The sequence below is a fragment of the Nioella ostreopsis genome (assembly GCF_004000255.1).
GTDB classification, from domain to species: domain Bacteria; phylum Pseudomonadota; class Alphaproteobacteria; order Rhodobacterales; family Rhodobacteraceae; genus Nioella; species Nioella ostreopsis.
In genome coordinates this window covers 1-18,918 of sequence record NZ_RCIQ01000033.1, presented here as the reverse complement: position 1 = coordinate 18,918, position 18,918 = coordinate 1, and the positions used below count along the sequence as shown (strand labels likewise).

Here is an 18,918-nt window from a genome sequence, read left to right as displayed (position 1 = left end):
GTCCCGTGCGCCCGGTGGAAGGTTCTTGGTGCGACCTCTCCCCATTCCCCCTCTTAAATGGACAGTGGTCCAGCGGCGCACGCTGGTCGCCCCCTCCCTGCTGTCGGGGGGTTACGACGGATGTTACGCCCGCATGGGTGTAACAACGGCTGTAAAGCCCCGGCCCCCTAGGGGGCGAAATGACCGGATCGACCGGGGCTACCCCCGGTCGATCCGGTCCCGGCCCGGTCCGGTTCCCGGGCCCGGCGTGCCGGGTCCTTGATTGTCCGGTCCGGGCCCTTCTTAGGTCAAACCGATCTCCCGGAAATCTGGGCGCGACCCCGCTGGCCGCGCCCGGTCCCATTTTACGCCGCCTCCGATTCTCGGGCCAGACCTTCCGCTTCCTCGGGCTGTACAAAATCCGCCGCTGCCTGCGCCTGCGCCGCCGCCCGGAATATGGCCCGCTTATCCTCCCGCAGCGCCTTCGCCCAGCTCTCAACATACGCCGCGCTCTGGCTGAAGTCGGGGACGATTCCCAGCCTTACCGCCGCCATGCAGGACCCGATCTCCGCGACCAGCTCCTCGAACGCGTATTCACGCCGTCCCCGGACCTCCCCGGCCTCGTCCAGCCGCGCAAGGCGTGTGTGGTGCCCGGTCCAGTGCATTAATTCATGCAACGCCGTCGCGTAGTATCCGGTCGGAGAATAGAAGCGTTCGACCCGGGGAAGGTGAATCTGGTCGAGCTTCATGTGGTAGTAGGCCCTCGGCTCGTCGCTGGTCCGGATGTCGGCCCCCCGCGACATGAGCCACTCGTCAAGCCGCGCGTCGGTTTTTGTGTCAAAGGTCCGGACCGGTTTCGGCTCCGCATAGAATTCGCGCGGCAGCCCATCGATCTGCTCGACATTGAAGACCCGGTAAGCCCGCGCAAACGGCACCTGCTCGGGCAATCCGGTTTCCGCGTTCTCCCGCTCAAACGTGCCGTATTTGATCGAAGTCGACGATTTCTCCCCTTTTCTGACCATGCCGCCCAGCTCCTTCGCCTGACGAAAAGTCATCCAACGCGAAGACGCAAAGCCACGCGTGGCTGCGGTCGCCCAAAGAAGAATTACATTGATTCCCGAATAATCCTCGCCGTTCCATTTCTGGGGAAGCGCCGCTACCGCTCCGCCGCTCCACGGCTGACGCCACGGCGGCGTACCCGCCGCGATCTCTGCGAGGATCGCGTCTGTAACTTCCTGATAAACGTCGAACTTAGCCTTAGTCATCTGTGGCCTCCTCTGGTCCGGCGGTCCGGGCCCCTTGCCCCCTCCGCCTCTGGGCTGCGCCTCACCAATCTGATCTGACTGAAACGCATGTTTCGGGCGGAGCAGAGGGGGGAGGGCGAAGCCCGACCCGTGGCCGCGAGCGGTCCGGTCCAGGGGGCGAAGGAGGGGAGGGTGCGGCCCGCAGCCGTAGGCGAGGACACGGTCCCCGACGGAGCCGACGCGTTAAGCGCGGCGCTTGCCCCTTGACCGGTCCGGTCGCGGCTGCTGGGCGGTGAAAAAGGATAAAAAAGCGTCGTGCGAACCGCGCGCCAAATTCAGCGACCCGGAACGGGTCCGGCGTCTTCATGGTGCGGTCTGTCGCATCACGTCGCATCCAATCACATAATGGATGGCGGGCTAAGGTGCGGGCTGAAAGCCGACACTCCTAAAAAGTCATGCGATATCAATTGTTTAATGGGTTATATGGAGGCGAGTACCGGAATCGAACCGGTGTGGACGGATTTGCAATCCGCTGCGTCACCACTCCGCCAACTCGCCGCCGGTGGTGTTGGCGCGTTTTGCCTCATTCAGGGGGTTTGTGCAAGCGGCTCTTTGCGGTAATTCTGCACCGGCCCGGCATTGGCTGCCTGCCGCGCGGCGGCTTGTCCGTTGCCCCTGCTGGCCCGCTGTGGCAAGAGAGGCGAAACAACAAGCTTCCCGGGTTCGAACATGCAAGATTTTGCCACCCTCCGCACCGTGATGGTCGACACTCAGGTCCGCACGCAGGACGTCACGAAGTTCAACATCATCGAAGCCATGCTGACCGTCGCGCGCGAGGCATATCTGCCCGAGGCGCTGCGCAACGTGGCCTATATGGGCGAGAACGTGACGCTGGAGGGCGGCCGCGTCGTGCTGGAGCCGCGCAGCCAGGGCAAGATGCTGGACGCGTTGAATGTCGGACGGGATGAACTGGTGCTCGATCTGGGCTGCGGGCTCGGATATTCGGCGGCGGTACTGGCGCATTTGGCCGAGGCTGTCGTGGCCGTGGAAGAGATCGAGGGCATGGCCGAAGATGCACAGTCCACGCTGAGCGCGCAGGGCGTCGACAATGTTGCCGTGATCGAGGGTGCGCTGGCCGAGGGCAGCGCCAAGCACGGCCCCTATGACGTGATCTGCATCGAGGGCGGGGTCGAGACCGTTCCCGGTGCGCTGACCGATCAGCTCAAGGAAGGTGGCCGTATCGCGGCGATTTTCATGGATGGCCCCCTTGGCGAATGCCGGATCGGGCACAAATTGGATGGCAAGATGAACTGGCGCATGGCGTTTAACGCAACGGCACCCGTTCTGCCCGGCTTCACAAAGCAGTCGGGTTTCGTCTTATAATATGTATCCCCGGGGTTCCCACCGGGGGGCGTGACCGGGGGAAAGAACATATGCGTGCGACGATCCTGAGACATCTGGCCGCCACGGCGATTGCCGTCGGTGCCGCGCTCTCCCCCTTGGTGGCAAGCGCTGACAGCCTGTCCGATGCGCTGGCCGATGCCTATCGGAACTCCGATCTTCTGGAACAGAACCGTTATCTTCTGCGGCTGCAGGATGAAAGCGTCGCACAGCAGGTTGCCGGGTTGCGGCCGGTTCTGTCCTTCGTGGCCTCCTCGCAATGGGATATCCCGGCCGATCGCCAGACGGACCGGCTCAGCCTCGTGGCCTCGATGCTGGTCTATGACGGTGGCGGCCGTCGCCTGGCCCGCGATGCGGCGCAGGAAACCGTGCTTGCCACCCGTCAGGGGTTGGTGAACCTCGAACAGCGGGTGCTGCTCGATGCGGTGACGGCCTATATGCAGGTCTGGCGTGACATGCAGGTCGTTCAGGTCCGCGAAAGCAACGTGCGTGTGATCACCCAACAGCTGCGTGCGGCAGAGGATCGGTTCGAGGTTGGCGAAGCCACCCGGACCGACGTGGCGCAGGCCGAGGCGCAACTGGCCCAGGCGCGCGGGGCGCTGGTGGCCGCGCAGGGCGCGCTGATGATCGACAGGGAGCTGTTCGAGATCGCCGTGGGGCGCGGCTCAAACGGGTTGTCCGGGCCCGGCGGTTTTCCGTCGCTGCCTGCCTCCGAGGACGAAGCCGTGGCCATCGCGCGGGTGTCGCACCCCGCGATTCTGGCCCTTCAGCACGAGGTCCGCGCCGATGAGCTGAGCCTTGCCGCCGCCCGCACCGACTACGGTCCCGAGGTCAGTGTTTCGGCCTCGACCGGCTTTGACCCGGCCCCGTCTGCGAATGGTGAGGGGTCTACGCGATTGTCCATTGAACTGACGCAGCCGCTCTATGCGGGCGGGCGGCATGCCTCTGCGGAACGGATTGCATTGGCCACGCTGCACGCGACCCAAGCTGAATTGAACTATGCCACGCGCGAAGTGTTGCAGGGAATCGGCAACGCCTATGCGCAGATTCGAATCGCCTCGGCCTCTATCCAGGCCTCGCAGCAGCAGATCCGCGCCAGCCAGCTGGCCTTCCGCGGTATTCAGGAAGAGGCGTCGCTTGGCGCACGCACCACGCTTGATGTGCTGGACGCCGAACAGGATCTGCTGGAGGCCCGCATCGGCCTGATCGAGGCCCAGACATCGCTTTACACGGCAAGCTACGGGCTGTTGGCGGCCATGGGTCTGCTGACCGTCGAGCATCTGGGGCTGGACGTGCCGGAATATGATCCAACGGCGTATTACAACGCGGTCAGCGGGGCGCCGATCCGGCCGATTTCACGCCAGGGCCAGCAACTGGATGCGGTGCTCGACCGTCTCGGGCGCGACTAAGCCTACGATAGGCACAAGTTTAGCTATCCATTGCCCGAACGGCTCGCGGAGTCTATCCTGCCCGGAAAACAAACCCTTGTGCCCCGGGGCAGGTGCGGCAAGAGCGGAGTGGTCCAAATGGCAGACGCGGCGAAATCCGATGAGATCGAGGATGTCCTGTCCTCTATCAGGCGACTGGTGTCCGAACACCAGCCCCCGGCGCGATCTGAACCTGCCAGGGCAGCAGCACCGGAACCGACCTCTGACGCTGTTGTGCCGTCCCCTGAGAACGACCCAAGTGCGGGTGACCCAGGTGCGGGTGACCGCCTGCTCTTGACACCTGCCTTGCGCGTCACCGATCCGGAGGATCCCTGGGTCCCGATTGTCCCGCGCGCCGGGGAAGAACAACAGTCAGAGAGTGCGGACAGTGCCGCTGTCGAAAACACGGACATCGCGCGCGATGACGGGGCTGATTGGGCGCGGGAATTGTGGGCCGACGAATCTGCCGGCGGCGTTCTTGTGCCCGATGCGCAGGCTGACCACGCGCCAGATCCGCAATTGCAGGCCGATCAGTGGGAGGCGGGCGACCTTCCGGCAGCGGATGACAGCCCGATGGATGACGGGCTGACCGACCCGGTCGATGTGACCGAGGCCTTGTTGCAGGACGTGACGGACGCCGCCGCAGAAGAGGATGACGAGGATTTCGTCGATGTGCCCCTGTCCTTCATCCGCAGCACATCGAGCGTCAGCGACTACGAGCCGGGCGAGGATAACGACGCGCTGCCCGATGGGGACCTGCCCGCGCCGACGCTGGAGCTGGCCGAGGCCCGCGCAGCACACGCACCTCCGGCTGAAAGCGCCCCGCGCGTGAAGGTGGAGATCCTGCGCGCGCAGACCGATCCGGTTGAGGATAACAACCCCGCCACAGGGGAAGGGGCCGAGCGGTCGGACGAGATCGCAGAACAGGTTGCGGCGGATCTGGCCCGGGAACAGGCTGCCGAAGCCGAAGCCGAAGCCGAAGCCGAAGCCGAAGCCGAAGCCGAAGCCGCCCACGACTCGGAACAGGGTGACGAAGACGGAGTCGTGACCGATTTCCTCGCGCGCGACTCAGAGGCGATGACCCCGTCTCCGGACACGCTCGACGACGTGGAAGACCTGGGCGAAACCCCGTTTGCCTTCCCCGATGACGGGGACGGTTTCGTGGACGAAGAGGCGCTGCGCGAGATCATTGCCGAGGTCGTTCGCGAAGAGCTGCAGGGGGAAATGGGCGTGCGCATCACACGCAATGTGCGCAAGCTGGTGCGGCGTGAAATCCGCCTCGCTCTCGCCGCGCAGGACATCGAATAGGGTCATGGCCCTTGACCTTGGGGCGTGAGAGTCCAATCTGGACCTCATGTTTCCATTGCGCGATCACAACCCGTCCGAACGGACTCCTTTCATCACCTGGATGTTGATCGCGATCAATGTCGTGGTATTTCTAAGCTATTTTCCCAGCATCGGCGGTCAGGAACGCCTTCTGATGGCCTTCTACATGGATTGGGCTCTGGTCCCGGCCGAGGCCTCTCAGGGGCTGGAGATGCATACGATCATCACCTCCATGTTCCTGCATGGCGGCTGGATGCATATCATCGGCAACATGCTGTTCCTCTATATCTTCGGGGACAATCTGGAGGATCAGCTCGGGCATATTGGCTATCTGATCTTCTACCTCGCCGGTGGTGTCGCGGCGGCCTTCGCGCAGATGGCGGCAGACCCTGGCTCGACGGTGCCCATGGTCGGGGCGTCGGGGGCGATTGCCGGTGTCATGGGGGGGTATCTGATGCTCTTCCCCCGGGCGCGCGTGGACCTGGCGCTGATCATCTTCGTGTTCATCAAGATCATCACCGTGCCGGCCTGGCTGATGCTGGGATTGTGGTTCGGCCTGCAACTGGTCAATGGCGCGGCGATGGATGCGGCGGGTGGCGGTGTCGCCTATTGGGCCCATGCGGGTGGCTTCATTGCCGGCGTGGTGCTGATCCTGCCCGCGTGGCTGCGTCGGGGCGGGCCGGGGTTCTGGCGGCTCAACCACGGGCTGCCGCCCCACGAAGCGCGCTTCAGCGAGCCCCGGCAGGCGGTTGCGCCGAGGACGCGCCACGCGGATGAATGGCAGGACGAGACGCCGGACAGCGCGCGCATCCCCCGCGCCGGCCAGCGCCGTGTGGATCGCCGATCCCCATGGGGCGGCTCGCGCTGACCTGAAAACCGCCCGACCCCCTGACAGGGAACCGGGCGGCAAGAATTTTGCAAAATTCTTGAAAGATCCTTGAAGGATCTTCCCCGCACCCCGTCAGGCGCGTTCGGAATATTCCATGGTCTCGGTGTTCACGACGATCAACTCGTCCTGGCCCACGAAGGGCGGCACCATGACCTTGACGCCATTGTCGAGGATCGCAGGCTTGAAGCTGTTGGCGGCGGTCTGGCCTTTGACCACCGGCTCGGTCTCGACGATCTTGCAGGTCACTTTCTGCGGCACCGTGGCGTTGAGCGCCTCGGACTCGTGGAATTCCACGACGATGGTCATGCCGTCCTGCAGGAACGGGCGGCGGTCGCCGAGCAACTCAGCGGGCAGCTCGATCTGCTCATAGGTTTCGGTATCCATGAAGACCAGCATGCCATCGGTTTCATACAGGAACTGCTGATCCTTCTGTTCCAGCCGCACCCGTTCCACCTTGTCGGCGCTGCGGAAGCGTTCGTTCAGTTTCGAGCCGTTGCGCAGGTTGCGCATTTCGACCTGGGCGAAGGCGCCGCCCTTGCCGGGCTTTACGTGGTCGACCTTCACAGCTGCCCAGAGGCCGCCATTATGTTCCAGCACATTTCCCGGGCGAATTTCGTTGCCGTTGATCTTGGGCATGAGTCTTTTCCGTGGCGAAAGGTTGAGAAAATCTTGGCAAACCCTATATCTGGGCCTGACGGGGGTGGCAATACACCCGAATTTGAGGGGATTGTGTACCAGTCATGCAGTACGTGCATACCTAGTATGTTGAAATTACACACCCGAATCGCTCAGACTATGGGCATAAGGGACGCCACGCCGGAAATGCAAGAGCAATAAAAAGGACGACGAAATGAGAGATTTCGTTGATGGAACGGCATTCAACCACGAACAGGGCCAGCGGTCCCGCAAGCTGTTTGCGGCCGTGGTCCTTGCCGCTTTGGATGACGCCATCGCTGATGACAAGAAATACGGCAACGGCCCCGAGCAGATCGCCCGGTGGGCGCGGTCCCGCGATGGGCGCGAGGTTCTGTCCTGCGCCGGTATCGACCCCAATGAACGTGTGGTCGATGGCCTGATGGCTTTCGTGGCCAACGGGGTGCGCACCTCTGTCGCGCTGTCGCGCGAGGAAAGCGAACGCCGGAACCAGGCCGAAGCCGCCTGACCCGATCTGACAAGCTGCCGGAAAAACGCGCCCTTCGGGGCGCGTTTTTCGTTTTCGGCGGCAGAGCACATGAAAAAGGGCCGCCCGAACTGGACGGCCCTTCGATCTCTTTGACCTGGGCTGAGGCTCAGTCTGCGCCCCGCACATCGAATGTTGCATCGGGCGAGGGGTGGAAGACCTTCTGCACGAAGAAGATTGCCACAGCGCCCCCAAGGCCGATGATGTCAGACACCCACCCGCCTTCGATCATGAACAGCGCTGCCGCGACAAGACCCACGCGCAGGAACCAGGCGGTGCGCCCGCCCATGAACCAGCCCTGCATCCCGCAGGACAGCAGGAACACGCCCACGGTCGCGGTGGTTGCGGCGCGGATCACTTCGAACCACGTTCCGTCCATCAGGATGGCGGAATTGTAGAAGAACATGAAGGGCACTACGAAGGCCGAGATCCCGATCTTGAACGACGCCACCGAGGTCTCCATCGGGTTCGACCCCGATATCCCCGCCGCTGCGTAACTGGCCAGCGCCACCGGTGGCGTGATGGCCGAGACGACCGCGAAGTAGAAGACGAAGAAATGCGCCGTCAGCTGCGGGATGCCGAGGTTCACAAGGCCCGGCGCCACGACCGACGCCGCAACCGCATAGGCCGCCGTGGTGGGCATGCCCATGCCAAGCAGGATCGCGATGCACATGGCGAAGAACAGCGCCAGCAGCTGCGAGGCGGCCGCGATATCCAGCAGCATGGACGAGAAACGCGCGCCGACGCCGGTCAGGCTGATCACGCCCACGATAATGCCCGCACAGGCACAGACCGCGATGATCTGGATCGACATGATCCCCGCCAGCTCGAACGCATGCAGGATCGACCGCAGGCCCATCCGGTTGGGGGTCAGCCAGCTGACGACAGCCGCCGCCACCGTGGCCAGCGTGCCCGCCCGGATCACCGAGTAGCCGTAGAACAGCGCCACGATCAGGATGATGATCGGGATGAACAGATAGACCTGCCGGATCATCTTGTTCAGCTTCGGCAGTTCATCCTCGCGCATGCCGCGCATACCCAGTTTGGCGGCCTCCAGATCGACCATGAAGTAGATCGACGCGAAGTAGAGGATCGCCGGGATGATCGCCGCGATGGCAATCTCCTGATAGGGGATGCCGGTGATCTCGGCCATGATGAAGGCGCCCGCACCCATGATCGGCGGCATGATCTGCCCGCCCGTGGACGCTGCGGCCTCGATCGCGCCAGCGGTCTTCTTGTGATAGCCCACCTTCTTCATAAGCGGGATCGTCAGCGAGCCTGTGGCCACCACGTTGCCCGCAGAGGTGCCGTTGATCATGCCCATCAGGCCGGAGGCGAAGATCGCCACCTTGGCCGGGCCACCGCGTGCGCGGCCTGCAGCGGCGAAGGCGAAGTTCACGAAGTAGTCGCCCACTTTCGACGCCTGCAGGAAGGCCGCGAAGATGATGAACAGGATGATGTAGGTCGAGCTGACCGCCGTGGTCGGCCCCAGGATGCCCGCATCCGAATAGACATGGCCGAAGAAGCGTTGCCAGGTATAGGGCGTCTGCACCGCCAGGATGCCGGGCAGCAGGTGCGCCGTGAAGGTATAGGTCAGGAACACGCCGGTAATGATCACCAGCGCCAGACCCGCCACGCGGCGCGTCAATTCCATGATCAGGGCCGTGCCTGCCGTGGCGGAGAAGGCCACCCCGATGGGAACGAAGGGCGTGCCGACCGAGTTGCGCGCGGCGGTGCCGTAGATCGCCACGAGGTAGATGGCGACAACCAGCCCACAGGCTGCGAGCACGATGTCAGACGTGGCAAAGCGGTCGCGCGGGGCGTTTTCGAACCAGCCCAGGACGATGGCGCCAATTGTGGCGATCAGCAGGGGCAGACCGAACCAGTAGATTTCCTGCGCATAGACCTCGGCCCCGGCCGGAATCTGCGGGCTGGAAATCCAGACCGTCAGACCACCCATCTGTTGCAGGGTGCCGGAGTTGATCAGAATCGCAAACCCGATGGCCGTATAGGCGGCAACCGCGACGGGAAGCAGCAGCAGATAGCCTGCCTTGGACAGCAAGGGTGTCGCCGGGCGTTCCACGTCCTGAAACAGCCGCGCGGAGAAGAGCAGAAAGCCCAGAACCACGGCGCCCGCGATATGGACGATGCGGAAATTCCAGGTTTCCAGCGGGAATTGCGGAAGCAGCGGGATCTCGATCCCGGTCCAGTCGCTGATGGACACACCATTCAGCGCCAGCATGTGAAAGGCGGCATAGAGCGTCGCCAGAGTGGCCAGCACGATGGCGGATACACCGCCAAAAAGCCGCCTGTTCCGTTCAACCGGCTCTTCATCCACGCCTTCCGCGAGAATGATGTCCTCGTCTTGTGCAGTTTGACTTGTCATTGTCCCCTCCGCTCCGCCCCCGGGAGAAATGTCAGGCGGATCCCGGTTTGAAAAATGCCGCGCCCAGGGTTCGGGCGCGGCACAGGTTGTCAGGCCTCAGGCCGCGATCACATGTCGCCGTGGATCATCTCGGCGGGGATGTCCGCGCCGGCGTTCTCGGCGAACCACTGGGCCGCACCGGGGTGCCACATCAGAACACCGTTGCGGTCCCAGTTTTCCGGCAGGGTGGAGCGGGCGGCGCGGTGAATGTTCACCATGCGCTCGTTATCCGACATCACCACATCGACGACGGCATAGACGAAGCTGGCCGGCAGGTCGCAATTGGCGATGGCGAAGTTCCACATGGAGACCGAACGCGCAGGCGCTTCCAGCGTGGTGTAGGTGTCGGCTGCGATGTCGAACTGGCTGACCGGGAAGGCCTCCATGATCGTCGCCTGCTCTTCCTCGGTGAACTCGATGATGTTCACGTCGGTCTGGACTTCCAGCTGGCTGACGGCAGGAACCGGCACACCGGCTGCGAAGGCGATCACGTCAAGCAGACCGTCCTGAAGCTGGCCGCCAAGGTCGGACCAGCCGCCGTTGCGGCGCTCGAAATCGACGCCAAGCGTTTCCATCATCCGCGGGAAGTAGGTGTCCGAGGTGGACCCTGCAGGGCCGAAGCCGATGCGGGCGCCTGCCGGGATGTCAGAGATCGAGGTGATGCCCGACGAGGCCAGCGCGGTGACCGAGAACGGCGTCTGGTACATCGGGAACATGGCGCAGGCGTTGGTCATCGGCAGGCCGGGCGCGATCGGGTTTGTGCCTTGCAGCGATTCCGCCGCCGGACCCATGGTGGTCATGCCGAACTGGGCTTCGCCGGTGTGGACCAGCGCCATGTTCTGCATCGGGCCGCCAGTGACTTCGCCACCGCCGGTGATCCCCAGCTCTTCCGCCACAAGGTTGGCCCAACCGGAGCCATAGGCGAAATAGGTGCCGCCCTGCGACGCGGTGCCGACGGTAAAGCTTTCCGGCCAGCCTTCGCGGTCCATATGGGCGTCGGCGAATGCGACGGTGCTGGTTAGCGCGGTGGTCAGCGCGAACGCCGTGACTTTGGTGAATTTCATTGTGAGTTGTCCTCCGGTTCATGCCGGTCGTTTCCGGCTTTGTCCGAATGAAGCCTCCTCTCCATCCGGGGCCCTCAGGCGGGCCATGCATGGCGCAGTAGCGGGAAAGGCCGCTTCCGGTTCAACTGCCTTGCAAGCGGGAAATGGCGGCCATGCAAAGAAAACCTGCCAGATGGGTCGCGCAGGGGACAAAACGGGCCTCCGGGTGTTCCGAAGGTGACACATCGTGCGGATGTGTCAGCCCTCGTCGGTGAACGACCCGCGTGACAGCCCGTATTTCTGCATCTTCTCATACAGCGCCTTGCGGCTCAGCCCGAGCGATTCATAGGTGTCTCTCAGGCTGCCGCCATGGGCCGTCAGGCTGGCGGCGATCAGGGATTTTTCATGCTCTGCCATGCTGTCGGCCAGGCTGCGGCCCTCAGCGCCGGATGACGCCGGGTCGCCGATATCGAGATCGAGCCCCAATGCGAAGCGGTCGGCGGCGTTGCGCAGCTCGCGGACATTGCCGGTCCATTTGCGGGCCGAAACGGCGGTCAGGACCGCACCGGGGATCTGCGGCACCGCCAGTTTGTAGCGGGCGGCGGCCTCGGCCACCAGATGGGTGAACAGCCGGGGGATATCCTCGCGCCGGTCCTCAAGATCGGGGATGCGCAGGGTCACGACATTCAGGCGATAGAGCAGATCGGGGCGGAAGGTGCCCGCGGCGGCCTCTGCTTCCAGATCCTGCTTGGACGCCGCGATGAACCGGACATCCAGCGCAATCGGATCATTGGAGCCAAGCCGCGTCACCGTCCGGTTCTGGATCGCCGTCAGCAGCTTGGCCTGCACCGGCTGGCTCATCGCGTCGATCTCATCGAGAAACACCGTCCCGCCGCGCGCATGCTCGAACTTGCCGAACCGGGCACGGGTGGCGCCGGGGAAGGCGCCTGCCTCATGCCCGAAAAGCTCGCTTTCGATCAGATCGGCGGGCAGGGCGGCACAGTTGATGTGAACGAAGGGCTTGTCTGACCGAGCGCTGGCGCGGTGCAGGGCGCGGGCCGCAACCTCCTTGCCGGTGCCGGTGGCGCCCTGGATCAGCACATCGGCCTCGGTCGCGGCAATGGCCCGGACCTGCGCGCGCAGCTTCGTCATCGCATCGGATCGCCCGGTCAGCCGCGCCTCGATCGTGTCGCGCGCGCCAACCTGACGGCGCAGCGCCCGGTTTTCCTGTGTCAACCGCCGCTTGTCCAGCGCCCGCCGCACGGTCGTCACCAGCCGGGACGGGGCGTAGGGCTTTTCGAGGAAATCATAGGCCCCGTCACGCATCGACTGAACCGCAAGATCCACGTCGCCGTGGCCGGTCACAAGGATCACCGGAAACTCCGGGTCGATTTCCAGCGCTTTGGCCATCAGGGTCAGCCCATCCATGCCGGGCATGCGGATATCGGTCACCAGAATGCCGGGAAAGTCCCGCGCCACATGCGACAGCGCGGTCGCCGCGTCGGAAAAGCAGGTCACATCGAGGTCTTCCAGATGCAGCGTCTGTTCTGCTGCCAGCCGCAGGTGGTCCTCGTCATCGACAAAGAGAATGGTTTCGCGGGTCATTGGGCGGCTACCGCCTGCTGATCCGGGGCCTGGGCCAGATCGACGATGAACACGGCGCCTCCCTCGGGATGGTTGCGGGCGGCCAGCGTGCCGCCGAAATCGCGCACGATATTGTAGGAAATCGACAAGCCGAGGCCCAGACCCTTGCCGGGGCTCTTGGTGGTGAAGAACGGATCGAAAATATGTGTCAGCGTGTCTTCGGTCAGCCCCGGACCCTGGTCGCGCATCTCGACCCGCCACCGGCTTCCATCGCCCAGAATGGCGATCTCGATCTCGGGCCTGTTCATCATCTCCATCGCGTCCAGCGCATTGGACAGAAGGTTGACCAGCACCTGTTGCAGCCGCACGCGCCCGCCCATCACCATGATTTCCTGCGCGGGCGGATTGTAGCGGACCGTCGCCTTCGCGGCCTTCAGCTTGGGGGCCATCAGATCGAGCGCATCGCCCAGAACCGCCAATAGCGGGATTGGCCCGATTTTCTCCTGCGGTCTGCGCGCGAAATTGCGCAGATGCTTCGAGATCGAGGCCATCCGGTCGGCCATCTGGGAAATCAGCCCGACATTCTTGCGCGCGTCCTCCGGCCTGCCCCGGTCGAGGAAGGTGGCGGCGTTTTCGGCATAGGCTTTGACGGCAGCCAGTGGCTGGTTGAATTCGTGGCTCAGCGCCGCTGACATCTGGCCAAGCGCCGCCAGCTTGCCCGCCTGCACCAGTTCGGTCTGGGTCTGGCGCAGGCGCTGCTCGGTGGCGCGGCGTTCTTCCACCTCCTGCACCAGCTGCGCATTGGCCGTGTTGAGATCGGCGGTGCGTTCGGCCACGCGACGTTCCAGCTGTTCGCGGTGCTGGCGCTGCTGGTCCAGTCGTTCAACAAGGCGCGCGCGCCGTTGCAGGAACAGGACCGCGACCAGCCCGGCGAAGAGAAACACCAGCACGATCAGCGCCATGGTCTGGCGGGCCTGAAGCAGAGCCGGGCCGGTTGGCGTCAGCACCGACACGCGCCAGCCGACGGCGGCGATCAGCCCGGTGCTGGTGACGAACTCCTCGCGCCCGTCGCCCCCCGTGACGGTCAGCAGATCATGGCCTTGTGTGAGGGCACGCCGTTCGGTTTGCAGCAATTGCAGCCGGTCCAGCGGGTATTGCCGCGTGGCGGCGATCGTGTCCAATGCCGGTTCGGGGATCGGCCCGAGGCTGTTGAAATGCCAATCGGTGCGGTCAGACAGGAAAATCACGTTACTGGGGTCGGTCACGACGATGGTGTTGGGGCTGTCGCGCCAGGTGGTCTCGAACTCATCCATCAGGATCTTGACCGCCACGACCCCCACGATCTCGGTGCCATCCAGAATCGGGGCGGCGAAATAGTAGCCGCGCTGGCCAGAGGTGGTGCCAAGCGCGTGAAACCGGCCGCGCCCTTCGGTCATGGCGTCGGTGAAATAGGGCCGGTAGTCGAAGCGGCGCCCGACGAAAGAGGTGTCCCGCCGGTAATTGCTGGCGGCGATGGTCAGCCCGTCCCCATCCATCACCCAGATATCGGCGACGTTCAGCGTCAGCGCGGTCTGGCGCAGCTGTTCATTGGCATAGGGCACCAAACCCTGATTGTCCGGGTCGCGCAGGATGCGGGCCAGAATCGGGCGTTCGGCCAACAGCCGGGGCAGCACATCGGTTCGATTGAGGGCGCCGCGCAAGGATTCGGTGGCAAGCCGCAGGGTCGCCTCCTCCCGCGCCGCTGCTTGCAGAAGGAAGTAGCGCTCCAGCCGGGGCAGGGCGGCAAGGCTGATCCCAACCGCCAACGCCACGATCACCAGCAGTGATCGCAGGGCAGGCGTGCTGCCGAAGCTTCTGGTCAGGCGTCGTCCCATGGGCGGCAATTATGCGGTGCGGCGCAGCGATTGCCCAGACCCCGCGTCATCATGGTTTTCTTTGCCGCGCGCATCGCCCATGGTGAGGCGAAACAGGGAGGTACACACATGGCTGGGACGCAGTTCACGGGGCCGGAAATCTGCGCGAAACCCGCGCATGAGGTGGTGGCGATGCTGAAGGCGGGCGAGGTCAGCCCGACCGAGCTGATCGACGCGGCCATGACCCGGATCTCAGAGGTGGAGCCCGCGGTGAACGCCGTTGTGACGACCTGCGAGGCGCGGGCGCGGGCGGCGGTGCCGGACCGGGCCCAAGCCGATCACCCCGGCTGGCTGGCGGGGCTGCCCATCGGCATCAAGGACCTGACCCCGGTCGAAGGTGTGCGCACCACCTGGGGGACGCTCGGATATGCAGATCACGTGCCTGCCGCCAGTCATCCGCTGGTGCAGCGGCTGGAGGCGCGCGGTGGCGTGGTTCTGGGCAAGACCAACACGCCCGAAATGGGGGCAGGGGCGAACACGTTCAACGACGTCTTCGGGGCCACCCGCAACCCGTGGGACACGTCGCGCAATGCTGGCGGCAGTTCCGGCGGCGCGGCGGTGTCGCTGGCTACGGGCGAGCTGTGGCTCTCGCACGGGTCCGACCTTGCGGGCAGCCTGCGCACCCCCGCCGCTTTCTGCGGTGTCGTGGGGTTCCGCCCCAGCCCCGGCCTCGTCAGCCCCGGACCCTCCGGCAACCGCTTCCACCCCGAGGCGGTGCAGGGCCCGATGGCGCGGTCTGTCCGCGACTGTGCGCTGTTTCTGGATGCGATGGCCGGTTTCAACCCGGACTGGGCGATTTCCTTCCCGCCGCCGGCGGAGCCCTTCCAGCAGGCCGTGCTGCGCGCCGATGAAAAGGTCCGCATCGCGTTTTCCCCGACACTCGGCGGCTTCGCCCCCTGTTCGGCAGAGGTGGAGGCGCTTCTGCGGCGCGCTCTGGCGCAGGTCGAGCGTGCGGGCGGCATGGTGGAGGAGGACTGCCCGGACCTGCCGGGGCTCGACCGCGCCTACCGGACCCTGCGTGGCTTGCTGTGGATCAGCGGCACCGGGCGCGAGCCCGAGCACATCCAGCGCCATTACAAACCGACGCTGGCCCAGAACATCCAGCAGGGGCGCGAGTTGACGGTCGATGACGTGACCCATGCCCATATGGTCAAGTCGGATCTCTTCGACCGGATGGCGGCCTTCCTGAAGCAGTTCGACGTGCTGGCCTGCCCGGTGGTGGGTCTGATGCCCGGCCCGGTCGAGGAGGAGTTCCCGCGCGAGATGGATGGCCAGCCGCTGACCGACTACATTGACTGGCTCAAGTTCTCCTTCCTGTCGCCCACCGTGGGCCTGCCCGCTGTCTCGGTTCCCGTGGGCCTGTCGGAGACTGGCCTGCCCGTCGGGATCCAGCTGATTGGACGCCCGCGGGGCGAGGCGCGGCTCTTGCAGGTGGCGCGCGCGGTGGAGGTCGCCTGCGGCGGGCCGCTTGGCCCGATCGACCCCATGCGATCCCATGGCTGAGCCCCTTGCGGGCAGGGCCGATTTCGCGGCATCAGAACAGGGTGACGACAGCAAAGGACCGGCCCGATGTATGACAGCAATTACCTCGCCCACAGGCTGCGCCGCGCTTCTGCCGGCAAGGAGGACCGGACGTTCCTGACCCATGCCTCGGACGGACGGGTGGTGAGTTACGGGGCCTTCTTCCACGATGCCGAACGCATGGCCTCGGCCCTGCGCCACATGGGGGTGAAACCGGGCGACCGGGTGGCCGTGCAGGCCCCCAAGACGCAAGAAATGCTGGAGCTTTACGTCGGCTGCGTGCTTGCCGGGGCGGTCTTCCTGCCGCTCAACACCGCCTACACCGCCGCCGAACTCCGCTACTTCCTGGGCGACGCGACCCCGGCGCTCTTCGTCTGCGATCCAGAGAAGCTGGAGGCGCTGACCCCGGTGGCGCGGGACTGTGGCGTTGCGCAGCTTCGCACCATCGCCGCCGATGGATCGGGCACGCTGCGCGATGCGCGCGACGCGGAGGCGCCCGGCTTCGACCCGGTGCCGCGCGGGCCGCTGGATCTGGCCGCGATCCTCTACACCTCGGGCACAACGGGGCGTTCAAAGGGTGCGATGCTGACCCATCGGGCGCTGGCCTCGAACTCGGAAACCCTGCGCGACTACTGGCGCTTCACCGATCAGGATGTGCTGATCCACGCGCTGCCGATCTTCCACACCCACGGGCTCTTCGTGGCCACCAACGTGACGCTGATGGCGGGCGGGGCCTGCATCTTCCTGCCGGGTTTCAATGCCGGTGCGATCATGGCGGCGATGCCCGAGGCCACGGCGCTGATGGGGGTGCCCACCTTCTACACGCGGCTCTTGCAGCAGGAAGGACTGGCCGAGGCCGCGAAGGGCATGCGGCTGTTCGTGTCGGGCTCGGCGCCGCTCTTGGCGGAAATCCATGATCGCTGGCGCGCCGTCACCGGCCACGCGATCCTCGAACGCTACGGCATGACGGAAACCAACATGAACACCTCGAACCCCTATGACGGCGACAGGCGGGCGGGCACCGTGGGCTTTCCGCTGCCGGGGGTGGAGCTGAAGATCTGCGACCCGGAAACCGGGGAGGCGCTGCCGCAGGGCGAGATCGGCGTACTGGAGGTGCGCGGTGACAATGTCTTCGCGGGCTATTGGCAGATGCCGGAGAAGACGGCGGAGGAGTTGCGCGACGACGGGTTCTTCATCACCGGCGATCTGGGGCGGATCGACGAGGATGGCTATGTTCACATCGTGGGCCGGGCGAAGGATCTGATCATCTCGGGCGGGTTTAACGTCTACCCCAAGGAGATCGAGGAGAAGATCGACGACCTGCCCGGCGTGCTGGAAAGCGCCGTGATCGGCGTGCCCCATCCCGATTTCGGCGAAGCGGTGGTGGCCGTCGTGGTGCCAGAGGCAGACGCGGCGCTGTCCGAAGCGGGTCTCATTGCGGCGATTGCCGGGGATCTTGCGAAATTCAAGCAGCCCAAGCGGGTGATCGTGCTGGCTGAGTTGCCGCGCAACACCATGGGCAAGGTGCAGAAGGCGGCATTGCGGGAAGAGTATAAGGCTTTGTTTGCATGAAAGAGATCGACGACGCGCTCGGCCTGAGCGGGGCCTGGACGGAAACCGGGCAGGGCAGCTTGCCGTCCTGTTTCGCGGTCAGCGATCTGGCGTTGGCCTCGGTCGCGTCGGTCGGGCAGGGGGTGGCAGCTTTGCGGTCTGCGCTTGGCGGGGACGTGACGGCGGTCACGGTGAACCGGCGGCTGGCCTCGCTCTGGTTCTCCTTCTCCATAGACCCGCAGGGCTGGCAATTGCCACCCGCCTGGGATGACCTCGCCGGAGACTACCGGGCTGCGGATGGCTGGATCAAGCTGCACACCAACGCGCCGCATCACCGCGCGGCGGCGATCCGCGCCTTGGGCTGTGAGGAAACGCGCGAAGCCGTGGCCCGCGCCGTTGCCGGTTGGCAGGCGGTGGAGCTGGAGGCGGCGATTGTCGCCGAGGGTGGCGTGGCCGCCGAGATGCGCAGCCTCGCGGCATGGGGCCAACACCCACAGGGTGCCGCCGTGGCCTCAGAACCCCTGGTGACCTGGGAGACCCCGCGTGCAGGGAAGATCCGAGATTGGGGCGGCACGCCGGACAGGCCGCTGAAGGGGCTGCGGGTGCTGGACCTCACGCGCATCCTGGCCGGTCCCGTGGCAACCCGCGCGCTGGCGGGGTTCGGTGCGGATGTTCTGCGCATTGACCCTGTGGATTGGGAAGAGCCGAGCCTTGCGCCCGAGGTGACGCTTGGCAAGCGTTGCGCGCGGCTCGACCTACGCAGCCCCGAGGGGCAGGGGCGCTTCGCGGAGCTTCTGGCCGGGGCGGATCTCTTCGTAACCGGCTACCGCCCGGATGCGCTGGAGCATCTCGGCCTCGGTGCGGACTGGCGGGCGAAGACTGCGCCGCATGTGATGGAGATCCGGCTTTGCGCCTACGGGTGGACCGGCCCCTGGGCGTTGCGTCGTGGCTATGACAGCCTGGTGCAGATGTCGGCGGGGATCGCCGAGGCGGGCATGGCATGGGCCGGGGCAGAGACGCCGAGGCCCCTGCCAGTGCAGGCGCTCGACCATGCCACGGGCTATCTGATGGCGGGGGCAGCGCTGGCGGCGGTGCGCGATGCGGTGGCGGGTCGGGGATTGCGCAATGCCCGCCTGTCTCTGGCGCGGACGGCGGCGCTGCTGGCCGGGCATCGCAGCGAGTCACGGGAGGCGTTCGCGCCCGCCGGTGCCGGGGATTTCGCGGCGGGGGTCGAACGTACGCCATGGGGCCCGGCGCATCGACTGCGCCCGCCTTTGGACCTGACCGGCGTGCCTATGAGATGGGATCGCCCGGCCCGCGCCCTTGGGTCTGACGCGCCCGCCTGGACGTGACGCCGGGGCCGCGGGCAGACGCCCCGCCCGCCCACCCGCGTCCGCCCGCGGCCCGTTCGGCTAGGCCACCGACTCATAAACGC

Annotated in this window: 14 protein-coding genes and 1 tRNA gene; 8 read left to right on the top strand and 7 right to left on the bottom strand. The window is 65.4% G+C overall.

Translation table 11 applies throughout. The features are described from left to right. Positions 1–344 precede the first annotated feature (344 nt). Together EP237_RS21135 and EP237_RS21130 are read right to left on the bottom strand one after the other, a co-directional pair. Positions 345–1,244 (bottom strand): ArdC family protein, encoded by a 900-nt coding sequence (locus tag EP237_RS21135; protein WP_127562812.1) that lies wholly within the window; start codon positions 1,242–1,244, stop codon positions 345–347. A gap of 463 nt (positions 1,245–1,707) precedes the next feature. Continuing rightward, a tRNA-Cys gene (locus tag EP237_RS21130) sits at positions 1,708–1,781 on the bottom strand. Between the two features lie 171 nt (positions 1,782–1,952). On the opposite strand from EP237_RS21130, the gene EP237_RS21125 reads away from it, so the two are divergent. From EP237_RS21125 to EP237_RS21110, 4 genes are all read left to right on the top strand, one after another. Next, entirely contained in the window at positions 1,953–2,606 is a 654-nt protein-coding gene (locus EP237_RS21125; RefSeq protein ID WP_127562811.1) for a protein-L-isoaspartate O-methyltransferase family protein, read from the top strand. 50 nt (positions 2,607–2,656) lie between these two features. Then, the gene (locus EP237_RS21120; protein WP_127562810.1) at positions 2,657–4,033 is read left to right on the top strand and encodes a TolC family outer membrane protein; all 1,377 of its coding nucleotides are present in this window, start codon (positions 2,657–2,659) and stop codon (positions 4,031–4,033) included. Positions 4,034–4,150: 117 nt separating this feature from the next. Continuing rightward, positions 4,151–5,359: a hypothetical protein gene (locus tag EP237_RS21115; protein ID WP_127562809.1), complete on the top strand. Its 1,209-nt coding sequence runs from the start codon at positions 4,151–4,153 to the stop codon at positions 5,357–5,359. Positions 5,360–5,405: 46 nt separating this feature from the next. Continuing rightward, positions 5,406–6,245 carry a rhomboid family intramembrane serine protease gene (locus EP237_RS21110; RefSeq protein WP_127562808.1) on the top strand — a complete coding sequence of 280 codons (840 nt, stop codon included), beginning with the start codon at positions 5,406–5,408 and terminating at the stop codon, positions 6,243–6,245. 93 nt (positions 6,246–6,338) lie between these two features. Here EP237_RS21110 and efp read toward each other — a convergent pair whose 3' ends face one another. Further along, positions 6,339–6,902 carry an elongation factor P gene (gene efp, locus EP237_RS21105; protein ID WP_127562807.1) on the bottom strand — a complete coding sequence of 188 codons (564 nt, stop codon included), beginning with the start codon at positions 6,900–6,902 and terminating at the stop codon, positions 6,339–6,341. Positions 6,903–7,116: 214 nt separating this feature from the next. Between efp and EP237_RS21100 the strand changes: the two genes are divergently transcribed. Continuing rightward, the gene (locus tag EP237_RS21100) at positions 7,117–7,428 is read left to right on the top strand and encodes a DUF6280 family protein (RefSeq protein WP_071690647.1); all 312 of its coding nucleotides are present in this window, start codon (positions 7,117–7,119) and stop codon (positions 7,426–7,428) included. Positions 7,429–7,555: 127 nt separating this feature from the next. Here EP237_RS21100 and EP237_RS21095 read toward each other — a convergent pair whose 3' ends face one another. The 4 genes from EP237_RS21095 to EP237_RS21080 all read right to left on the bottom strand — a co-directional run bounded on the left by EP237_RS21095 (position 7,556) and on the right by EP237_RS21080 (position 14,372). Further along, complete coding sequence (locus tag EP237_RS21095; protein WP_127562806.1) at positions 7,556–9,832, bottom strand: TRAP transporter permease; 2,277 nt, start codon at positions 9,830–9,832, stop codon at positions 7,556–7,558. Between the two features lie 107 nt (positions 9,833–9,939). After that, positions 9,940–10,935: a TAXI family TRAP transporter solute-binding subunit gene (locus tag EP237_RS21090; protein WP_127562805.1), complete on the bottom strand. Its 996-nt coding sequence runs from the start codon at positions 10,933–10,935 to the stop codon at positions 9,940–9,942. 237 nt (positions 10,936–11,172) lie between these two features. Next, positions 11,173–12,519: a sigma-54-dependent transcriptional regulator gene (locus EP237_RS21085; RefSeq protein ID WP_127562804.1), complete on the bottom strand. Its 1,347-nt coding sequence runs from the start codon at positions 12,517–12,519 to the stop codon at positions 11,173–11,175. Continuing rightward, complete coding sequence (locus EP237_RS21080; protein WP_127562803.1) at positions 12,516–14,372, bottom strand: ATP-binding protein; 1,857 nt, start codon at positions 14,370–14,372, stop codon at positions 12,516–12,518. Before EP237_RS21080 ends, EP237_RS21085 begins: the two co-directional genes overlap by 4 nt. Before the next feature lie 108 nt (positions 14,373–14,480). Here EP237_RS21080 and EP237_RS21075 point away from each other — a divergent pair, with 108 nt between their 5' ends. The 3 genes from EP237_RS21075 to EP237_RS21065 all read left to right on the top strand — a co-directional run bounded on the left by EP237_RS21075 (position 14,481) and on the right by EP237_RS21065 (position 18,835). Continuing rightward, positions 14,481–15,914 (top strand): amidase, encoded by a 1,434-nt coding sequence (locus EP237_RS21075; protein ID WP_240661724.1) that lies wholly within the window; start codon positions 14,481–14,483, stop codon positions 15,912–15,914. A gap of 66 nt (positions 15,915–15,980) precedes the next feature. Next, positions 15,981–17,504 (top strand): malonate--CoA ligase, encoded by a 1,524-nt coding sequence (locus EP237_RS21070; protein ID WP_127562802.1) that lies wholly within the window; start codon positions 15,981–15,983, stop codon positions 17,502–17,504. Further along, positions 17,501–18,835: a CoA transferase gene (locus EP237_RS21065; RefSeq protein WP_127562801.1), complete on the top strand. Its 1,335-nt coding sequence runs from the start codon at positions 17,501–17,503 to the stop codon at positions 18,833–18,835. Before EP237_RS21070 ends, EP237_RS21065 begins: the two co-directional genes overlap by 4 nt. Positions 18,836–18,918: the final 83 nt, after the last annotated feature.

Coding starts and splice junctions, on each gene's coding strand:
- EP237_RS21135 (WP_127562812.1), bottom strand. CDS start 1,244: ATGACTAAGGCTAAGTTCGACGTTTATCAGGAAGTTACAGACGCGATC.
- EP237_RS21125 (WP_127562811.1), top strand. CDS start 1,953: ATGCAAGATTTTGCCACCCTCCGCACCGTGATGGTCGACACTCAGGTC.
- EP237_RS21120 (WP_127562810.1), top strand. CDS start 2,657: ATGCGTGCGACGATCCTGAGACATCTGGCCGCCACGGCGATTGCCGTC.
- EP237_RS21115 (WP_127562809.1), top strand. CDS start 4,151: ATGGCAGACGCGGCGAAATCCGATGAGATCGAGGATGTCCTGTCCTCT.
- EP237_RS21110 (WP_127562808.1), top strand. CDS start 5,406: ATGTTTCCATTGCGCGATCACAACCCGTCCGAACGGACTCCTTTCATC.
- efp (WP_127562807.1), bottom strand. CDS start 6,902: ATGCCCAAGATCAACGGCAACGAAATTCGCCCGGGAAATGTGCTGGAA.
- EP237_RS21100 (WP_071690647.1), top strand. CDS start 7,117: ATGAGAGATTTCGTTGATGGAACGGCATTCAACCACGAACAGGGCCAG.
- EP237_RS21095 (WP_127562806.1), bottom strand. CDS start 9,832: ATGACAAGTCAAACTGCACAAGACGAGGACATCATTCTCGCGGAAGGC.
- EP237_RS21090 (WP_127562805.1), bottom strand. CDS start 10,935: ATGAAATTCACCAAAGTCACGGCGTTCGCGCTGACCACCGCGCTAACC.
- EP237_RS21085 (WP_127562804.1), bottom strand. CDS start 12,519: ATGACCCGCGAAACCATTCTCTTTGTCGATGACGAGGACCACCTGCGG.
- EP237_RS21080 (WP_127562803.1), bottom strand. CDS start 14,372: ATGGGACGACGCCTGACCAGAAGCTTCGGCAGCACGCCTGCCCTGCGA.
- EP237_RS21075 (WP_240661724.1), top strand. CDS start 14,481: ATGGCTGGGACGCAGTTCACGGGGCCGGAAATCTGCGCGAAACCCGCG.
- EP237_RS21070 (WP_127562802.1), top strand. CDS start 15,981: ATGTATGACAGCAATTACCTCGCCCACAGGCTGCGCCGCGCTTCTGCC.
- EP237_RS21065 (WP_127562801.1), top strand. CDS start 17,501: ATGAAAGAGATCGACGACGCGCTCGGCCTGAGCGGGGCCTGGACGGAA.